The organism is Rhodoplanes sp. P11 (assembly GCF_964266735.1).
In the GTDB taxonomy this organism is placed as follows: domain Bacteria; phylum Pseudomonadota; class Alphaproteobacteria; order Rhizobiales; family Xanthobacteraceae; genus Rhodoplanes; species Rhodoplanes serenus.
Map to the genome: position 1 here is coordinate 443,030 of NZ_CAXWGY010000012.1, position 17,109 is coordinate 460,138.

General features: G+C 72.7%; 16 protein-coding genes. 6 read left to right on the plus strand and 10 right to left on the minus strand.

The genetic code is table 11. The annotated features are described in order from the left end of the window. Nucleotides 1–4 precede the first annotated feature (4 nt). Nucleotides 5–1,261 carry a 23S rRNA (adenine(2503)-C(2))-methyltransferase RlmN gene (rlmN, locus tag ACFQUV_RS11195; RefSeq protein WP_129611560.1) on the minus strand — a complete coding sequence of 419 codons (1,257 nt, stop codon included), beginning with the start codon at nt 1,259–1,261 and terminating at the stop codon, nt 5–7. A 199-nt stretch (nt 1,262–1,460) separates the two neighbouring features. Further along, complete coding sequence (locus ACFQUV_RS11200; RefSeq protein ID WP_129611559.1) at nt 1,461–2,705, minus strand: penicillin-binding protein activator; 1,245 nt, start codon at nt 2,703–2,705, stop codon at nt 1,461–1,463. A gap of 177 nt (nt 2,706–2,882) precedes the next feature. Here ACFQUV_RS11200 and rsmI point away from each other — a divergent pair, with 177 nt between their 5' ends. Both rsmI and ACFQUV_RS11210 read left to right on the plus strand, forming a co-directional pair. Next, on the plus strand, nt 2,883–3,845 hold the full coding sequence (rsmI, locus tag ACFQUV_RS11205; RefSeq protein ID WP_129611558.1) for a 16S rRNA (cytidine(1402)-2'-O)-methyltransferase: 963 nt from the start codon (nt 2,883–2,885) through the stop codon (nt 3,843–3,845). A gap of 109 nt (nt 3,846–3,954) precedes the next feature. Continuing rightward, on the plus strand, nt 3,955–4,380 hold the full coding sequence (locus ACFQUV_RS11210; RefSeq protein WP_378394888.1) for a YraN family protein: 426 nt from the start codon (nt 3,955–3,957) through the stop codon (nt 4,378–4,380). 21 nt (nt 4,381–4,401) lie between these two features. On the opposite strand, the gene ACFQUV_RS11215 is transcribed toward ACFQUV_RS11210, so the two are convergent. Beyond that, entirely contained in the window at nt 4,402–6,117 is a 1,716-nt protein-coding gene (locus ACFQUV_RS11215; protein WP_207211364.1) for a methyl-accepting chemotaxis protein, read from the minus strand. A gap of 97 nt (nt 6,118–6,214) precedes the next feature. Between ACFQUV_RS11215 and gshB the strand changes: the two genes are divergently transcribed. Beyond that, nucleotides 6,215–7,159, plus strand: a complete 945-nt coding sequence (gshB, locus tag ACFQUV_RS11220; protein ID WP_129607746.1) for a glutathione synthase — start codon at nt 6,215–6,217, stop codon at nt 7,157–7,159. 228 nt (nt 7,160–7,387) lie between these two features. On the opposite strand, the gene ACFQUV_RS11225 is transcribed toward gshB, so the two are convergent. From ACFQUV_RS11225 to ACFQUV_RS11245, 5 genes are all read right to left on the minus strand, one after another. Next, a complete protein-coding gene (locus tag ACFQUV_RS11225) occupies nt 7,388–7,570 on the minus strand; it encodes a hypothetical protein (RefSeq protein ID WP_129607745.1) in 183 nt (60 codons plus the stop codon). 179 nt (nt 7,571–7,749) lie between these two features. Beyond that, nucleotides 7,750–9,138 (minus strand): MmgE/PrpD family protein, encoded by a 1,389-nt coding sequence (locus tag ACFQUV_RS11230; RefSeq protein ID WP_129607744.1) that lies wholly within the window; start codon nt 9,136–9,138, stop codon nt 7,750–7,752. 4 nt (nt 9,139–9,142) lie between these two features. After that, a complete protein-coding gene (locus ACFQUV_RS11235) occupies nt 9,143–9,571 on the minus strand; it encodes a nuclear transport factor 2 family protein (RefSeq protein WP_129607743.1) in 429 nt (142 codons plus the stop codon). An 89-nt stretch (nt 9,572–9,660) separates the two neighbouring features. Next, nucleotides 9,661–10,659, minus strand: a complete 999-nt coding sequence (locus ACFQUV_RS11240; protein WP_129607742.1) for a tripartite tricarboxylate transporter substrate binding protein — start codon at nt 10,657–10,659, stop codon at nt 9,661–9,663. A 78-nt stretch (nt 10,660–10,737) separates the two neighbouring features. Beyond that, entirely contained in the window at nt 10,738–11,466 is a 729-nt protein-coding gene (locus ACFQUV_RS11245) for a GntR family transcriptional regulator (protein ID WP_129607741.1), read from the minus strand. 346 nt (nt 11,467–11,812) lie between these two features. Between ACFQUV_RS11245 and ACFQUV_RS11250 the strand changes: the two genes are divergently transcribed. Next, on the plus strand, nt 11,813–12,382 hold the full coding sequence (locus tag ACFQUV_RS11250) for a TetR/AcrR family transcriptional regulator (RefSeq protein WP_129607740.1): 570 nt from the start codon (nt 11,813–11,815) through the stop codon (nt 12,380–12,382). Nucleotides 12,383–12,507: 125 nt separating this feature from the next. Next, entirely contained in the window at nt 12,508–13,587 is a 1,080-nt protein-coding gene (gene rlmN, locus ACFQUV_RS11255; RefSeq protein ID WP_378394827.1) for a 23S rRNA (adenine(2503)-C(2))-methyltransferase RlmN, read from the plus strand. An 11-nt stretch (nt 13,588–13,598) separates the two neighbouring features. Here the strand turns inward: rlmN (ACFQUV_RS11255) and ACFQUV_RS11260 are convergent, their stop codons facing one another. Further along, nucleotides 13,599–14,636 carry a c-type cytochrome gene (locus ACFQUV_RS11260; RefSeq protein WP_129608713.1) on the minus strand — a complete coding sequence of 346 codons (1,038 nt, stop codon included), beginning with the start codon at nt 14,634–14,636 and terminating at the stop codon, nt 13,599–13,601. Nucleotides 14,637–14,703: 67 nt separating this feature from the next. Next, nucleotides 14,704–16,311: a Na+/H+ antiporter gene (locus tag ACFQUV_RS11265; RefSeq protein WP_111386658.1), complete on the minus strand. Its 1,608-nt coding sequence runs from the start codon at nt 16,309–16,311 to the stop codon at nt 14,704–14,706. A gap of 72 nt (nt 16,312–16,383) precedes the next feature. Between ACFQUV_RS11265 and mtgA the strand changes: the two genes are divergently transcribed. Then, on the plus strand, nt 16,384–17,094 hold the full coding sequence (mtgA, locus tag ACFQUV_RS11270; protein ID WP_129608712.1) for a monofunctional biosynthetic peptidoglycan transglycosylase: 711 nt from the start codon (nt 16,384–16,386) through the stop codon (nt 17,092–17,094). The last annotated feature ends 15 nt before the right edge of the window (nt 17,095–17,109 follow it).

Below are 17,109 nucleotides of genomic sequence, written 5' to 3' on the forward strand. Positions count from 1 at the left end.
CGCCTCACTCGGTCATCGCCATCGCCCGCAACGCCATGCGCTCGCGCACCGACAGCTTCTCGGTCGCGCTCTTGAGCTGGCCGCAGGCGGCCAGGATGTCGCGGCCGCGCGGCGTCCTGACCGGCGACGAGTAGCCGGCGTTGAAGACGTACTCGGAGAACGCCTCGATCTGCTCCCAGTCGGAGCACTCGTAGCGGCTGCCCGGCCACGGATTGAACGGGATCAGGTTGATCTTGGCCGGGATGCCCTTGAGCAGCTTGACCAGCGCCTTGGCGTCGGCGAGCTGATCGTTGACGCCCTTCAGCATCACGTACTCGAAGGTGATGCGCCGCGCGTTGGAGAGACCGGGATAGCTCCGGCACGCCTCCATCAGCGCGGCGATCGGATACTTGCGGTTCAGCGGCACCAGCTCGTCGCGGATATCGTCGCGCACCGCGTGCAGCGACACCGCTAGCATGACGCCGATCTCGGCGCCGGCGCGCGCGATCATCGGCACCACGCCGGAGGTCGACAGCGTGATGCGCCGCTTGGAAAGGCCGAGCCCCTCGTTGTCGGCGACGATCAGCAGGGCGTCGCGCACCGCCTCGAAATTGTAGAGCGGCTCGCCCATGCCCATCATGACGATGTTGGAGACGAGGCGGCCGCCGTCGGTCGGCACGATGCCGTCGGTGGGCGGGGTGCCGCCCGGCCAGTCGCCCAGCCGATCGCGCGCGACCAGCACCTGGCCGACGATCTCGCCGGCCGTGAGGTTGCGCACCAGGCGCTGCGTGCCGGTGTGGCAGAACGAGCAGGTCAGCGTGCAGCCGACCTGGCTCGACACGCACAGCGTGCCGCGGTCGCTCTCCGGGATGTAGACGCACTCGACCTCGTGGGCGCGGCCGGCCGCCGCGCCGGTGCCGTCGCCCGGGAGCCGCAGCAGCCACTTGCGAGTGCCGTCGGTCGACACCTGCTCGGCCACCACCTCGGGCCGCGCCAGGGTGAAGTGCCGGTCGAGCACCGCCCGCAGGTCCTTCGACACGTTGGTCATCGCGTCGAAGTCCCGGGCGCCACGCACATAGAGCCAGTGCCAGAGCTGCTGGGCCCGCATCTTGGTCTGGGCCGGCGGCACCCCGATGCCGGCGAGCGCGTCGCGCAGCCCCGCGCGCGACATCCCGACCAGCGAGGGCCGCTCGGGCGCCACATAGGTCTCCAGCGCGGTCTTCTCCAGCGGCGCCGGAGCAGCGCCGGCGGCGGCAGCGGGGGTGTCGAGCGAAACGGTCATGGGGTCTCTTCGGGCGGTCTCGTCGGGCGTCGCCCGGGATCTCGGTCGGGGTGCGGCTCGTCGCCGCCCGTTATCTAGGGGTTCGTGGCCGAGATGTCCAAATCGCATCGCCGAGAGGGCCAAGACGCCGAGGCGCCGCGCCCGTGGCCAGGGTATCGGGAAGGCGGCGGCCGCTTCGCCCGCCTCTCCTATCTGAATCCTACCCGAACGCCCGCGGCGCCGCCGACACCACCTCGGTGCCGCCGCCGGTCACCTTGAGCACCGCCAGGCCGCGCTGGTTGGTGCCGTCCTGGCGGAAGCGGAACACCCCGTCGATACCGGCGAAGCCCGAGGGGTTCAGCAGCGCCTCGTCGGTGATGCGGCCGCCGCCCTGCTGCTTGAGCAGCGCCGCGACCAGCGCCACCGCATCGTAGGCGAGCGTCGCGGTGCGCACCGGGTCCTGGCCGTAGCGGCCGCGGTAGCGGGTCGCGAAGGACCGGAAGCCGGCCGAGTCGGGGGCCGCGAACCAGCCGCCGCCGAGTGCCGGATCGGCGAACACCCGGCTGTCGTCCCACAGCCCGGTGCCGATGAGCTGGAGCCGCCGCGGATCGACCCCGCCGGCCTGGAGCGCCTGGACCACCCGTGGCAGCGCCTCGCCGGCATCGGCCAGGAACAGCGCGTCGGCGCGGCCGGCCGCCTCGGCGATCCGGCGCACCGGCTCCTGGAGCCCCCCAGCCTCGCCGCCCTTGTAGCGGGCGATGGCGGCGACCCGCCCGCCCTGGCGCGACACCGCCTGCTTGAACGCCGCCTCGGCGACGCTGCCATAGGGGTTCTCGGGCAGGAGCGCCGCGAAGGAGCGCTTTCCCTGCTGGGCCGCGTAGTCGACGATGCGGTCGACATCCGACTCGGGCAGGAAGCTCAAGAGGTAGACACTGCGCGCCGCGACATTGGAGTCGGTCGAGAAGGCGATCATCGGGACGCCGCGCTCGCGGGTCACCCGCGCGGCGGCGCCCACCGCGTGGGCGAACAACGGGCCGAGCACCACCACGGCGCCCTCGTCGATCGCCTGCCGGGCTGCCGCCTGGGCGCCCTGGGCGGTGCCGCCGTCGTCCTTCACGTCGAGCTGGACATCGGGGCTGTTGAACTCGGCGAGCGCCAGCTCGGCGGCGTTCTTCATGGATTGTGCCGCCGCCCCGGCATTGCCGCCGGCCGACAGCGGCAGCAGCAGGCTGACCCGGGTCTGCCCGAGGGCGGGCGGCGCCCCGCCGCCGGCGGGCGGCAGCGGCTCGGCGACCGGCCCGGCACCGCCGCCGGGCGGCGGCTCGGCCGGCCCGCGCGACGATCCGATGCTGCCGAGATCGACCCCGGCGCAGCCCGCCGCCAGGACGGCGGTGCCCAGCCCGAGGACCCGCGCGGCGGCGCGGCGGGTCATCCCCGGGCGGATGGGATCGCGTGAGGCTGCCATGACCGGAACTCCCCCGCAGCGGCCGGCGCGGGCCTGAAAAGATGCACCGCCCCACAGCGCCACACCACACCGGGCGGGTCAATCCTCCTGGTGGCCGGGTTCGGTCGCACCATGTGACCGCCTCGTCGACGGCGTACCGGCGTCCACTTCGCCGGGAAATGCTCTAGAAAGGAGACGATGAGAGACCACCACGACACCGATCCGGCCGCCCCTGTCGGCCCCGACGACCGCAGCTTCGTGCTGCTCGGCGCCACCCACCGGGTGCCGCCGGCGGCCGCCGGGCTTCACGTCGTCGCCACCCCGATCGGCCATCTCGAAGACGTCTCGCTGCGGGCGCTGACGACGCTGGCGGGCGCCGACCTGATCGCCTGTGAGGACACCCGCGTCACCCGCAAGCTGCTCGGCCGCTACGCCATCACCCGACCGTTGACCCCCTATCACGAGCACAATGCCGCCGAGGCGCGGCCGAGGCTCCTGGCCCGGCTGCACGACGGCGCCGCGGTGGCGCTGGTGTCGGACGCCGGCACGCCGCTGGTCTCCGATCCCGGCTTCCGGCTGGTGCGTGCGGCCCGCGAGGCGGGTATCGCGGTCACGGCGGTGCCCGGCCCCTCGGCGGTGCTGGCCGCGCTGGCGGTCGCCGGGCTGCCGACCGACCGCTTCTTCTTCGAGGGCTTCCTGCCGCCACGCCAGGCCGCCCGCCAGGCCCGCATCGCCGAGATCGCCGCCATCCCGGCGACTCTCGTGCTGTTCGAGACCGGCCCGCGGGTGGCCGCCGCGCTCACCGATCTCGCCGCCGGGCTCGGGGCGCGCGAGGCCGCGGTGTGCCGCGAGCTGACCAAGCTGCACGAGGAGGTGCGGCGCGGCGACCTGGCGGCGCTCGCCGACGCCTATGCGGCCGACGACGCCGAGCGGCGCGGCGAGTTCGTACTGGTGATCGGCCCGCCGGCGGCCGCCGCGGCGGCCGGGGCCGACGAGATCGACGCCCTGCTGGCGACCGCCCTGCGCTCGGCCTCGCTCAAGGACGCGGTGGCGAGCGTGGTGGCGGCGACCGGCTCGCCCCGCCGCACCGTCTATCAGCGGGCGCTGGCGCTCGAGCGACGGGAAAGCCACGTTTCGGAGACCGGCGATGACGAGCCCTGACGAGGACGAGCGCGGCGACGAGGCCGGTGGAGATGCGCCGCCGCCGCGCAGGCGTGCCGCGCCGCTCGCTCCCGCCACGGTGACCCGGCGCCTGAAGGGACCCGGCGAGATCGCCGGTCTCGACCCCGCACCCCCGCCCCCCGCTTCAGCCCCCGCCCCGGCGGCCCGGCCGGCCTCGGCCCGACAGGCCGCCCAGCGGCTCGGCCTGTCGGCTGAGAGCCGCGCCGCCGCCTACCTGATGTCGAAGGGCTACCGGATCGTCGCCCGCCGCTACAAGACGCCGTTCGGCGAGATCGACATCGTGGCGCAGCGGCGCGACACCGTGGTGTTCGTCGAGGTGAAGGCCCGCGCCAACCTGACCGCCGCCGCCGAATCGATCTCACCGCGACAGCGCAGCCGCATCGTCGACGCGGCGCGCCACTGGCTCGCCGGCCATCCGCAGGTGGCGGGCCTCGCCCTGCGCTTCGACGTCATCCTGATCGCGCCGGGAACCCGGCCCCAGCATCTCGCCGGCGCCTTCGAGGCCGACGACTGAGCGGTCCCGGCGGCGCCGGGGTCAGGCCGCCTTGGCGGTGGTCGCCATGCCGCCCTCCTCGCGTAGGCGAGTGAAGAATGCCTGCACGGTCTCGGCGATCAGGGCGGTCTCGCGCGAGAGGTCACCGACCGCATCGAGCACGCCGGTGGCCGAGCGCCCGGTCTCCCCGATCGCCGCCGTCACCTCGCCGATATTGCCGACCAGCGCAGTGTTGCTGCGGGCCGCCAACCCGGCGCTCTCCGAGATCTCGCGCGAGGCGGCCGCCTGCTGGGCGACCGCGCCGGCGATCGTCGTGGTCACCTCGGTGATCTCCCGCATGGCGGCGCCGATCTCGCCGACCGCCGCGGTGGCGCTGCGGGTCGAGGTCTGGATGGCCGCGACCTGCTCGGCGATGTCGCCGGTCGCCTTGGCGGTCTGGCCGGCCAGCGCCTTGACCTCCTGGGCGACGACCGCGAAGCCCTTGCCGGCCTCGCCGGCCCGCGCCGCCTCGATGGTGGCGTTGAGGGCGAGCAGGTTGGTCTGCGCCGCGATCGCCTGGATGAGCTGCATGACATCGCCGATGCGCTCGCTCGCCGCCGCGAGCCCCTCGATCTCGGCCACCGAGCGCTCGGTGCGGGCGCCGGCCTCGGCCACGATGTGGGTCGCCCGATCGACCTGGCGGCCGATCTCGCCGACCGCCCCGGTCAGCTCCTCGGCCGCGGTCGAGACGGTGCGGATGCCGGTGCTCGCCTGCTCGGTCGCGTCGCCGGCCTGCCTGGCCTCGCGGGCGGCATCCTCGGCCATGCGGACGATCGACTGGGTGGCGGCCCGCATGGCGCCGGCGTCGCTGGTCAGCGCCCGGACGATCTCCTCGACCGAGCCGCGGAACGACTCGATGGCCGCCTCCACCCGTCGACCACGGCCGGCGATCGCCTCGGTCTGCGCCTTGACGGCGACGGCGAGCTCGCGATTGCGCGCCATCGCGCCCTGGAACACCTCGACGGCGCGGGCGAGGGCGCCGATCTCGTCGCCCCGATTGGTGTAGGGAATCGCCTCGGTCTGACGCTGCTCCGCCACCGCCCCGATGGTGCGGGTGATGGTGGACAGCGGGCGGGCGATCGAGCGCCAGATCATCACCACGCCGGCACTGCCGAACGCAAAGGCCAGCAACGCGATGGCGGCCTGCATCAAGGTGTTGGTGGTGGCGCTCAGCTCCAGCGTGCGGGCCCGCTCGGCGCGCCCCACATAGACCTTGACCAGCCCGTCCAGGTCCTTGTTGAGGGCCGTGCGCACCGCCCGGTTGGCGTCGTTGTCGCCCCACTCCCGGCCGGCGGCGGGCGACACCTCGACGGCGCGCCGCACCAGCTCGCGGCGAAACTCGCGGAACTGCCGCACCCGATCGGCGAAGGCGTCGAACTGGGCGGCATCGGCAGGTGCCACGAAGCGGCGCCAGGCGTCGACCACCTTGCCGATCTGTTGCTCGTAGCCGAGCAGACCGTCGCCGTAGCGCTTCACCACCTTGGGATCGGTCGACATGTAGATGCCGCGCGATTCCATCACGACGGCATAGATGAGGCCGTTGATCTGCTCGATGCTGCGGGCGCCCTCGGCGGCCGCCTCGGCCTCGGCGGCGATCTCGGACTGAAGGGCGGCGCTGCGATACTCCAGGGCAGCCAGGGTGACGAGGGCGAGGCCGAGCACGGCGAAGACCGAGTACAGCTTGGCGGCGATGGACACCCGCGTGAACGCATGCAACACGGGACGTTCTCCACGATCGATCTGGACGACTTGGGGCAGTCTGGACACCGGGCGTTAAGCAACGGTGTCGTTCTCGGCCCGAACGGGGTGAATCGAGATGACTTTTCGCGTCGCGGTGCAGATGGACCCGATCGAGCGGATCAATATCCGCGGCGATTCCACGTTCGCCCTGCTGCTGGAAGCGCAGGCGCGCGGACACCGGCTCGGGTATTACACCACGGACAGGCTAGCTCTTCGGGACGGTGAGGTATTCGTCCGCACCGCATCGCTGACGGTGCGCGACGAGCCGGGCAACCACTTCGCCTTGGGCGAGGAGCGGCGCGAGCCCCTCGCCGGGTTCGACGTGATCCTCATGCGCCAGGACCCGCCGTTCGACCTCGCCTACATCACGGCGACCCATCTGCTGGAGCGCGTGCACCCGAACACCCTGGTGGTCAACGACCCCGCCCATGTGCGCAACGCGCCCGAGAAGGTGTTCGTGACCGAGTTCCCGGAGCTGATGCCGCCGACGCTAATCACCCGCGACCGCGACGAGATCAGGGCGTTCCGCGACGAGTTCGGCGACATCGTGATGAAGCCGCTGTACGGCCACGGCGGCGGCGCGGTGTTCCGCGTCACCCGCGACGACCTCAATTTCGGCTCGCTCTACGACATGTTCGCGGTGACCTACCGGGAGCCGTGGGTGGTGCAGCGATTCCTGCCGGCGGTGGCGCAGGGCGACAAGCGCATCATTCTGGTGGACGGCACGTTCGCCGGCGCGGTGAACCGGGTGCCGGCGGCCGACGACCTGCGCTCCAACATGGTGCGCGGCGGCGCCGCCGAGGCCACGGATCTCACCCCGCGCGAGCGCGAGATCTGCGAGCGCATCGGCCCGGCGCTGCGCGCGCGCGGCCTGCTGTTCGTCGGCATCGACGTGATCGACGGCTTCCTCACCGAGATCAACGTGACGTCGCCGACCGGCATTCGCGCCATCAAGGCGCTCGGCGGGCCCGACATCGCGGCGCGGATCTGGGACGTGATCGCGGCCAAGCGCGGCGGCTGACGCACCGGCCCGCATGCGGGTGGCGCGCGCCTGCATGGACCGGGCGCGCTCCGGGCCGGCCATCTCCGCCCGGGGGGATGCGACCCGGAGGCCACGTCGAAGGCCCACGCCCGCCGGCGGGTGCCGGCGGGCGCGGAGAGAGGGGCCACGATCGCGACGCAGCCGCCCACGGCGCGACCTCGTCGCGACCGGCCCCGCGACCGGACTGCTGCCGGCAATCCGGTCGAATCAGGTCGCCGAGAACAGGTCCGGCTCGGTGGCCCGGCGCCCGAAGGGCAGCCGGTACCAGGCGCGCTCGGACCCCCGCACGGCGTCCAGCAAGGTCTCGATATCGCACGCCAACGCCTGCGCTTCCAAGCGGGCCCGACGGGCCTGCTGCAACTCCCGCTGAAGCGCGCCGACATCGATCATGGGTCACTCCGGGCATAATCTATCCGGAGTTTCCGTATCGTATCCTCTATGTTCCGTCTACGTTCATATTATGCAACTTACACAAGTGTAAGGTTGTATTTCGGACCCCGATCGTTCTCGCCCCACCGGGCGAGGCTTCGCCTGGACGAGCGATGCCGGGCGGGTGAGGGCGATTCCGATCACGTCACCAGCGATGTGACCTGCCGGGCGAGCCCAGCCGGCGTGATCGCCGGCGACGCCGCTGCCGTCAGCACGTCGTCGGCGAGGACGGCGGCCGTGTCGGCGCCGAGGCTCGGGCCGGCGAGGCGGAGAAACTTGGCCCGCACCTCGTCCTCGGACATCGGGTCCTGCGGATCGCCGTGGCTCCCATGCGCCTCGGCCGTGCGGGTGGAGCCGTCGGCAAGGTCGACCTCGACCCGGGCGGCCCGCACGCCGGGGAACAGGGCCGAGAGCGCGGGATCGTCGGCGACCGTCACCCGCTCGGCGAGCGCCGCGATGTCGCGCCGCGACAGCACCGGCTCGCGGAAGGCGTCGTCGCCGAGGCCGCCGTGTAGCAGCCGCGCCGCCACGATGTAGGGCAGCGAGAACTTGGCGGCGAGCGGGGTCGGCTGCGGCCGCAGCGCGCCCGTCGCGGCGACCGCCCGCGCATAGGTGAAGGCGCGCACCGCCACGATGGCGTCCGGTGCCACGCCGTCGACCGCCTGTTCCAGCGCCGCGACGCTGGCATGGGTGTGGCGGCAGCAGGCGTAGGGCTTGAAGTAGTTCTCGCAGATCAGCCAGCGGTGACCGAGACCGTCGGTGGCGGCGGCGCGGTCGAAGCCGGTGCCGAGCACCCGGCCGAACACGCCGGCCGGCGCATCGGCGGCCGCCGAGAAGCCGGCGCGTGCCAGCTCGACCGCCATGGTGCCGGCGAAGCCCGCCATGCCGGACCAGGCGTTGCGGACCAGCGCCCCGGCATGGACGGTCTGATAGTCGGTCGCGACCGACAGGCTCGCGGCAGCCCGGATCGCGGTGGCGATCATCGGGGCCGGCAGGCCGGCGAGGCGGCCGAGCGCCGCCGCCGCCCCGCAGGCGCCCCAGGTGCCGTGCGGATGGATGCCGTCGCGGAACGTGGTCGCCGATCCCAGCCGGGCCGCCACCTCGTAGCCGGCCACCAGGGCGGTCAGCAATGTGTCGGCATCGGCGTCGTGGCCCGCCGCCATCGCGGCCAGGAGGGCCGGGACGACATGGACGCCCGGGTGGCCGCGCGAGGGCGCGCAGCCCTCGTCGAGCTCGATCGCCACCCCGGCGGTGCCGAGCACGAAGGCGAGCTGGGCCGGTGCCGTGGCGCTGCCGGCGCGCAGGGCCGCGGCGAGCGCCGCGATCTCGGTCTCGCGGGTGCCGGCGACGATCGCCCCGACGGTGTCGAGCAGCACCAGGCGGGCGTGGCGCCGCACCGCCTCGGGGATCGCCGCGGTGGTGAGCGACGCCGCGAAGGCGGCGAGCTCGTCCGCATAGGCGGCCGGCGCCGGGACGGCCGCAGGAGCGGCAGCGGGGGTGGCGGTGGAAGCGAGGGCGGTGCTGCTCATCGGCTCACCGCACCGGCTCGGAAGAGGGAGCGAGCGCCGCGGCCCGCGCCAGGCGATGCTCGGCGGCGTCGTTCCAGACGTCCTGGCGGCGGATTCCCTCGCCGTCGATCTCGAAGCGGTCGACGAAGCGGATGCCCTCGAACGGCGCCCCGTCGATCCAGCGGCCGTGCAGCGTCCCGCGGCAATAGACGACGAAGCCGCCAGCCGGCGCGTCGTAGGCTTCCACGGCCTCGAAATGCTTGCCGACGAACTGATAGCGGCCACCGGACCCGCTGACGATGTCGGCGACGCCGGCGCGGCGATGCCCGCCCGGGAAGGTCAGCACGGCATCGGCCGCGACGCAGCGCGCCGCCTCGTCGAGCGCGCGGCGCTCCATAGCGTCGAGATAGCGCCGCGCCAGCGCGGCGGCCTCGTCTCGGGTTCGGACAGGCACGTTACTCTCCTTCGGGGGATCAGCCGCGGCGGCCGGCCGGCCACCGCGTCGCGTCGAGAGCGGGTGGCGCCGTGCGCGGCGCCCTCGGATCAGCCGGTGCGGGCCATGCCGAGCCGCTTGAGCATGTCGAGGAAGAAGGCGTTCTCGGTCTCCAGCTCGCGGCGGAACTCGGCCGGGCCGACATAGTCGATCTCGGTGCGGCTCTTCTCGCAGAAGGCGACGAAGTCGGGCGCCATGCTGCCGACCCGGATCGCCTCGGCGAGCTTGGCGACGACGTCGTCCGGGGTGGCGGCGGGCGCCCAGAAGCCGGTGAGCGGCGGCATCGCCAGGTCGACCCCCATGTCGCGGAAGGTCGGCACGTCGGGCAGCACCTTGGTGCGCTTGGGGCCGAACTGGGCGAGAGCGACCAGCCGGCCGCCGTCGACCTGCGGCATCACCGCCTGGGCGAAGCCGAAGGCGAGGTCGACGGTGCCGCCGACCGCCGCCGCCACCGCCGGGGTGACGCCCTGAAACGGCACATGGGTGAGCTTGATGCCGGCCGCCTGGGCAAACGCCTCGCCGGCCAGATGCAGGGCGCCGCCGGTGCCGGCGCTGCCATAGGTCACCTTCTCGGGGTTGGCCTTGGCGTAGGCCACCAGCTCGCGGACGTCCTTGAACGGAGCGCCGACGCGGGCCGCCATCATGTTGGGGCCGACGGTGAGGCGGGCCACCGGCTTGAGATCCGCGAAGCCGTAGGGCAGCGCGGTCTGATGCGGCGCGATGGTGTGGAAGGCGCTGACCCCGAAGATCAGCGTATGGCCGTCGGGCTTGGCCCGCTTGGCCACGTAGGAGGCGCCGACGCTGCCGCCGCCGCCCGGCTTGGTCTCGGTGACGAGCGGCTTGCCGAGCGTCTTCTCCATGCCCATGCCGAGCACCCGCACGAGCTGGTCGGTGGTGCCGGGGGCGTACGGGATGATCACCGTGACGGGCTCGGTCGGGAAGGCCCGGGCGACGCGGAGGCCGAGGCCGCCGAGCGCGGCGGCGCCGGCGGCCGCGACCAGCACGGCACGGCGGCTCGGTCCCGGCGGCGGATGAGTCGATGTGGTCATGGGGGTTCCTCCCTGCGGCCGCAGCACGCGGCTCTGATCGAGTTGTTCGGATCTCGTCGATGCCACCGAGCCCGCGGCTCAAGCGGCCGACGTGTCGGTGTCGCCGGCTTCGGCGGGCGCCCGGCTGATCACGTTGGCGGCGGCGCGGGCGATATGGGAGCGCATCAGCGACTCGCTCAGCTCGCCGTCGCGGTTGCGCAGCGCCCGGTAGATCTGGCGATGCTCGGTCAGCGCCTCGGACTTGCGGGTGACGGCGGCGCCCGACCAGCGGCGATACATGCGCAGCAGGTGATAGAGGTCCCCGCACAGCGTCTTGACGATGCGGCCGTTGCGGCTCGCCCGCACGATGCGCTCGTGAAAGTCGAAGGGCGTGCCGTCGAGGGCCGCCGCCGCAGCCTTGTCGGCCTGCGCCTCGAGATCGGCCGCGAGCGCATCGAGCTCCTGGTCGGTCATGCGCTCGGCCGCCAGCCGGCAGGCATAGCCTTCGAGGGCCTCGCGCATCTCGAACAGGTCGCGCACCGCAGCGGGATCGAAGGTGATGACGCGGGCGCGGGTGAACGGCTCACGGGTGACGAGCTGGATGCCCTGGAGGCGGCGCACCGCCTCGCGCACCGGGCCGCGGCTGAGGCCGAAGCGCGCCGCCAGCACCGACTCGTTGAGGACGGCGCCGGGCGGCAGCTCGCAGCGGTAGATCATGTCCAGGATGCGCTCGAAGACGCCGTCGCCACGGGTGGCGGTGTCGGACAGGCTCGGGGTCGCGAGAATAGGGGTCGCGAGAGTCGGCGTAGCGGAAGGAGGGGGCTGCATTCCGGCGCTCCGATCGAAGTGTAGACAGGATGAGGTGAAAGCCGCCGTCTCGTCAACTGGGGTCGAACGGCCGCCGAATTGCCTCCACGTCAGCCATCTCAGGCATCATGGCCTTTGCTGGATCGGTTTCGGCGATGCTGGCGCCGGCCGGTCTCCATTCCTCCCGAGCGGCACCGCGCAAAGTGTCGACACTTTCTGTCCTGCCCACGGATCGAGGCAGTCCTTCATCGGCACCAGAGGAGACGCGACGCCCGCCCCCTCCCGGAGGTGACCCGGCAATGATATCGCTCGGTCCGCCGCCTGGCGACGATCGACGCCCCCCTCCAGCCGCCGAAACCCGGTCCCAATGCCGAGACCCAAACTGCACAGCGATACGACCATCCTGAACGCCGCTCGGAGCGTGATGCTGCGCAAGGGACCGTCGGAATTCACCCTGTCGGATGTGGCGACCGCAGTCGGTCTGTCGCGCGCCGCGTTGATCCAGCGGTTCACGGACAAGGCGACGCTGCACCGCAGGGTGATGGAGCGGACGACCCAGGAGGTGCGGGACTATTTCGCCACCGCGGCGTTCGGCCCCGGCCTCGATCCGCTCTGGGCGATGCTCAGGGATCTGATTTCCGGCATGGAGGGCGACGACGACATGTCGGGCTATCTGCTGCTGTTCTGGAGCGACATCCAGGACCCCGGCCTGACCGCCCTGGCGCGGGAGCGCAACGACCTCGTGCACGCGGCCATCGCCGCAAGGCTACCGCCGACACCGCATCCGCCCGAGACGGCCGCGCGCATCATCCAGGCGGTGATCCAGGGCGCCTGCATGCTGGGCCTTGTGTCGCATCGGGAGAGCCTCGCGGCTTTCATGACCGAGCAGACCCGCCGGATTCTCCAAGTTCTCTATCCGGACCACGCCTTCACCTGAAGGCGAAGGCCCGGAAGCCGGACCTGCCGGACGGTGGCGGGCTGTGGATTGTTTATAACCGTCGCGTCAGTTACTAACTCGGACGTAGCCGGACCCGCTCCGGGCTCCCCGTGCGAGTCGACGCGATGCCGCCTCCCCCTGCCCTGCCCGCCCTTGCGCCGGAGCCATGCGCCGGTGTCCCACCCTCTCCGCCGCTGGCCCTGGGGCTCGACGCGACGGCCTTCGACGCGCTCGGCGCCGCACCGGACGTCGACTACCGGGCGCTGTTCGTGTCGCATGCCGATCCGCCCCGCCGGCTGCAACGCTGGGCCGCGGCACGGGGCGTGCGGTTGCGCGGCTTGCGCCCGATCGCCCGCGAGCGTGGCTCGCGCTCCGAGAAGGTGCTGTTCGGGCTCGACGACGGCTATGCCGTGGAGGCTGTGCTGATCCGCCGGGTCGACGGCCATACGGCCTGCGTCTCCTCGCAGGTCGGCTGCGCCTTCGCGTGCCGATTCTGTGCCTCCGGGCGTGCCGGGATGAAGCGCAACCTCGCGGCCGGCGAGATCGTCGAGCAGGTCGTGCGGCTCGGGCCGCGGGTCAATCGCATCGTCTTCATGGGAATGGGCGAGCCGCTGAACAACTACGATGCGGTCCTGGCGGCCATCCGCATCCTGCGCGACCGCCGCGGCCTCGACTTTCCGACCACCGGCATCACCGTGTCGACCATCGGGATTCCCAAGGCGCTGGCGCGGCTGCGCGAGGAGCATCTCGCCATCAACCTCACCGTCTCACTGCACGCGACCACGCAGGCGGTGCGCGATCATCTGATCCCCGGCGCCCGCAGGCATGATCTCGGCGAGGTCGTGGACCGGGCGCTGTCCTGGGCGATGCGCCACAATCGCGTGGTCACCTTCGTGTATCTGCTGCTGCCCGGCCTCAACGACAGCCCTGCCGACGCCGACCGTCTCGCCCGCATGCTGGCCGGACGGCCCGCCCGGGTGAACCTCATGCGATGGAACCCGGTTGCCGGCATCGCGCTCCCTCGCACACCGGACGGCAGCCTGGCCCTGTTCCGGGGCCGGCTGTCCCGAGCCGGCGTGCCGGCGGTGGTCCGCGATACGCAGGGACGCGACATCGAGGCGGCGTGCGGTCAGCTCTGGCTGCGCGGCGGCCCCGGCCCGCGGCACGACCAGGCCGCGCTGCGGGATGCCGAGACGCGCCGCTGACCACGCTCACCTCAGCGCGGCGAGCCGCCGGCGCGCGCCGCCCGCAGCCGGGCGATCTCGGCACGGATCGGCGCGAACGGCCCGTACTTGTGCTGCCGCTCGGGGAAGCCGTCCGCATAGGGCCCGTACGGCGTGTCGACCGGCTTCGCCAGCAGGTCGGGAAAGTCCTTGTCGAGACCGGCCCGCTGCGGCCGCGGCTGCGACACCATGAAGGCGGCGAGGTCCCAAGCCTCCTCCACCGACAGCCGCGGGTCGAGATAGTCGGTGCCGTGCGGCATGTTGAAGTGCAGGAAATTGGCCGCGGTGATCAGCCGCGCCATGCCGGCGCCGTCGTTGAAGCTGTCCGGCCCCCACAGCGGCGGCACCATGTAGCCGAGTGCCGTGGTCGGCAGGCCGCGGCGGATGCCTTCGCCGTCGCGGCCGTGACAGTCGAGACAGGCGCGGGCGTAGAGGGCGCGGCCGCGCTCGGGATCGGCGGCGCGGTCGAGCTCCGGCATCGCCCCGGTGCCGAGGCCGGAGACCGGCCGGCCCGGTGGGTAGCCGTCCGACAGGTGGCGCACATAGGCGACGAAGGCGCGCATCTCGGGCGAATCGGCCGGCAGCGGCCGGCCGTTCATGCTGCGGGTCATGCAGCCGTCGATGCGATCCTCGATGGTGATCTCGGCGCCGGCCCGGGCGCTGTACTGCGGGAACAGGGCGAGCAGTCCGTAGATCGGCAGGCCGAACTTCTTGGTCCCGGCGTGCAGATGGCAGTTGCCGCAGGCGAGATTGTTGCCGGCGTAGCGCCTGGCCGGATCGGCCACCGCCGGACCGATATGGGCGTAGGTGGCGGTGACGAGATCGCGGCCGCGGCGCACCAGCCGGCCGGCCTCGTCGTCGGCCAGCGCGCCGGGGTCGGGCGCTCCGAGGACGCGGTCGGGAAGCGCCGGCGCCGTCGGCGTCTCGGCCCGGGCGCCGGCCGGACCGGCCACCGCCGCGGCGACCAGCACGGCGGCGAGCGCGACGACGGTGGCGGTGGCACTCGGACGGCGGGTCGCGTGTCGGCCCATGACGGGTCCCTCGGCTGGTCGGCGGCCGCCCGGCGCGGCCGCGGGATGCACCTTCCGGCGCGATGCCTCACAGCGGCGGATCGTAGCCTTCGGCCTTGCAGGCGATGCTCGCCTCCTCGAGATCCAGCTCGCGCTCGATGCGGCGGCGCGCCTCGTCGGTGAGGGCACCATCACGCTCCAGCTGATGCAGGTGCTGCCGCTCGGCCGCGATCAGCTCCAGCCGCAGCCGGCCGCCGAGCTTCGCGGTCTCGAAGCCCTCCTCCAGGGTCCGCGGCACCTGGAGCACGCGCTGGTCGTTGCGGGCGGCGAGCAGGGCGTAGACGCCTTCGCCCACCGTGCCCTGCGCCAGCATGTCGGCGAGGCGCCGCTGCGCCGCGTCGATGGCGTCGTGGCGGGCGGTGAGCTCGCGCTCGCGCTCGATCCGCCGCTCGGCGATGCCGACCGCGGCGAGGCCGAGCCAGCGCATCACCAGCGGCATCATCAGGCCCTGCCCGACCAGCGTCATGACGATGACGCCGAACGTCACCACCACGATGAAGTCGCGATACGGGAACGGCTCCCCATTCTGAAGCGCGAAGGGCAGCGCCAACGCGGCGGCGAGCGACACGATCCCGCGCACACCGACGAAGGCGATCATGAAGGGGCGCTGCCAGATCGGCGCCGGATCGCGCCGGCGCACCCCGCGAAACAGCCAGCGCGGCAGGTAGATCGCCGGGAACACCCAGACGAAGCGGGCCACGATGCAGATCAGGGTGGTGACCGCGATGCCGAGCAGGATCTCGACCAGCGAATGCGACTCGATGCGCTCGATCAGGGCGCGCGCCTGCATCCCGGTGATCAGGAAGATGAAGCCCTCGATCAGATAGACCAGCAGATCCCAGAAGAAGACGCCTTGCAGCCGCGTCGCCGAGGAGATCAGCAGCGGGCCGTTCCAGCTCACATAGAGGCCGGCCGCGACGGTCGCCAGCACGCCGGAGCCGCCGAGATGCTCGGGCACCCAGTAGGCGAGATACGGCGTCATCATCGACAGCGTGATCTCGACCCGCGGATCGCGCGCCCAGTGCCGCATCCGCAGGCTGATCCAGCCGACCGCAAGCCCCCACGCCACCTCGCCGATCACGATCGCCGCGAAGGTGCCGGCCGCTTCCGGCAGCGAGAACGCCCCGGTGCTCACCGCCGCCACGGCGAAGCGGTAGAGGATCAGGGCGGTGGCGTCGTTGGCGAGCCCCTCGCCTTCGAGCACCACCAGGATACGGCGCGGCAGGCCGAGCCGGCGCGCGACCGCGAGCGGCGCCACCACGTCGGGCGGCGACACGATGGCGCCGAGCACGAAGGCGAGGCCCCACGGCAGGCCGAGCACGACATGGGCGCCGACCGCCACCGCGCAGGTGGTGAACACCACGCAGCCGAAGGCGAGCAGCGAGATGGAGCGCAGGTTGAAGCGGAACTCGCGCCAGCTCATCGACACGCCGGCCAGATAGATCAGCGGCGGCAGCACCACGAGAAGGACGAATTCGGGCGCCAGCTCGATCGTCGGCAGCCCGGGCACGAAGGCGACCGCGACACCGGCGATCACCAGCACGATGGACGGGGCGACGTTCAGGCGGCGGGCCATGACGGCGACCGCGACCAGGACGGCGAGGAGCAGCAGGAGGGTCTGGATGATCGCGGTCATGCCGGCGCAAACTGCGGGACTTCGCCGCGGGGCGCAAGGACGCGACGCACACGACGCGCTACGATCTCCGCCATGACCCTTGCCTCCTCGGTGCGCCCGGCCCGGCGGCTGGCCGGCGCCCTCAAGATCGCGATCCTGCTGGTGCTCGCGATCTTGCTGCTCCCCTACGTGCTGACGCCGCTGTACTGGATCGGGCAGCCGGTCTCGACGCTGATGCTGTGGCGCTGGGCGACCGGCGCGCCGGTCGACCGCGTCTGGGTGCCGCTGGACACCATGGCGCCGACCCTGCCGGTCGCCGTGATCGCCGCCGAGGACGCCCGCTTCTGCCGGCACCGGGGGATCGACTGGACCGAGATCCGCGAGGCGATCGCGGACGACGGGCTCGCCGAGGCGCGCGGGGCCTCGACCCTGTCGCAGCAGCTCGCCAAGAACCTCTTTCTGTGGCCGGGGCGCAGCTTCGTGCGCAAGGCGCTGGAGGCGCCGCTGGCGCTGTGGCTCGACCTGGTGCTCGGCAAGCGGCGGCAGATGGAGATCTATCTCAACGTCGCCGAATGGGGGCCGGACGGCACCTTCGGGGCGGAGGCCGGCGCCCGCCGCGCCTTCGGCCGCTCGGCCCGTGATCTCACCGCGAGCCAGGCCGCCCTGATGGCCGCCATGCTGCCCGACCCGCGCCGGCGCAACGCTGGCCGACCCGGCCCGGGGTTGCGCCGCCTCGCCGGCATCCACGAGCGCCGCGCCTCGCGAGCGCTGGCGAGCTGCGTGGTCGGGACCCGCCGGAACTGACGGCCACGCCCCGGC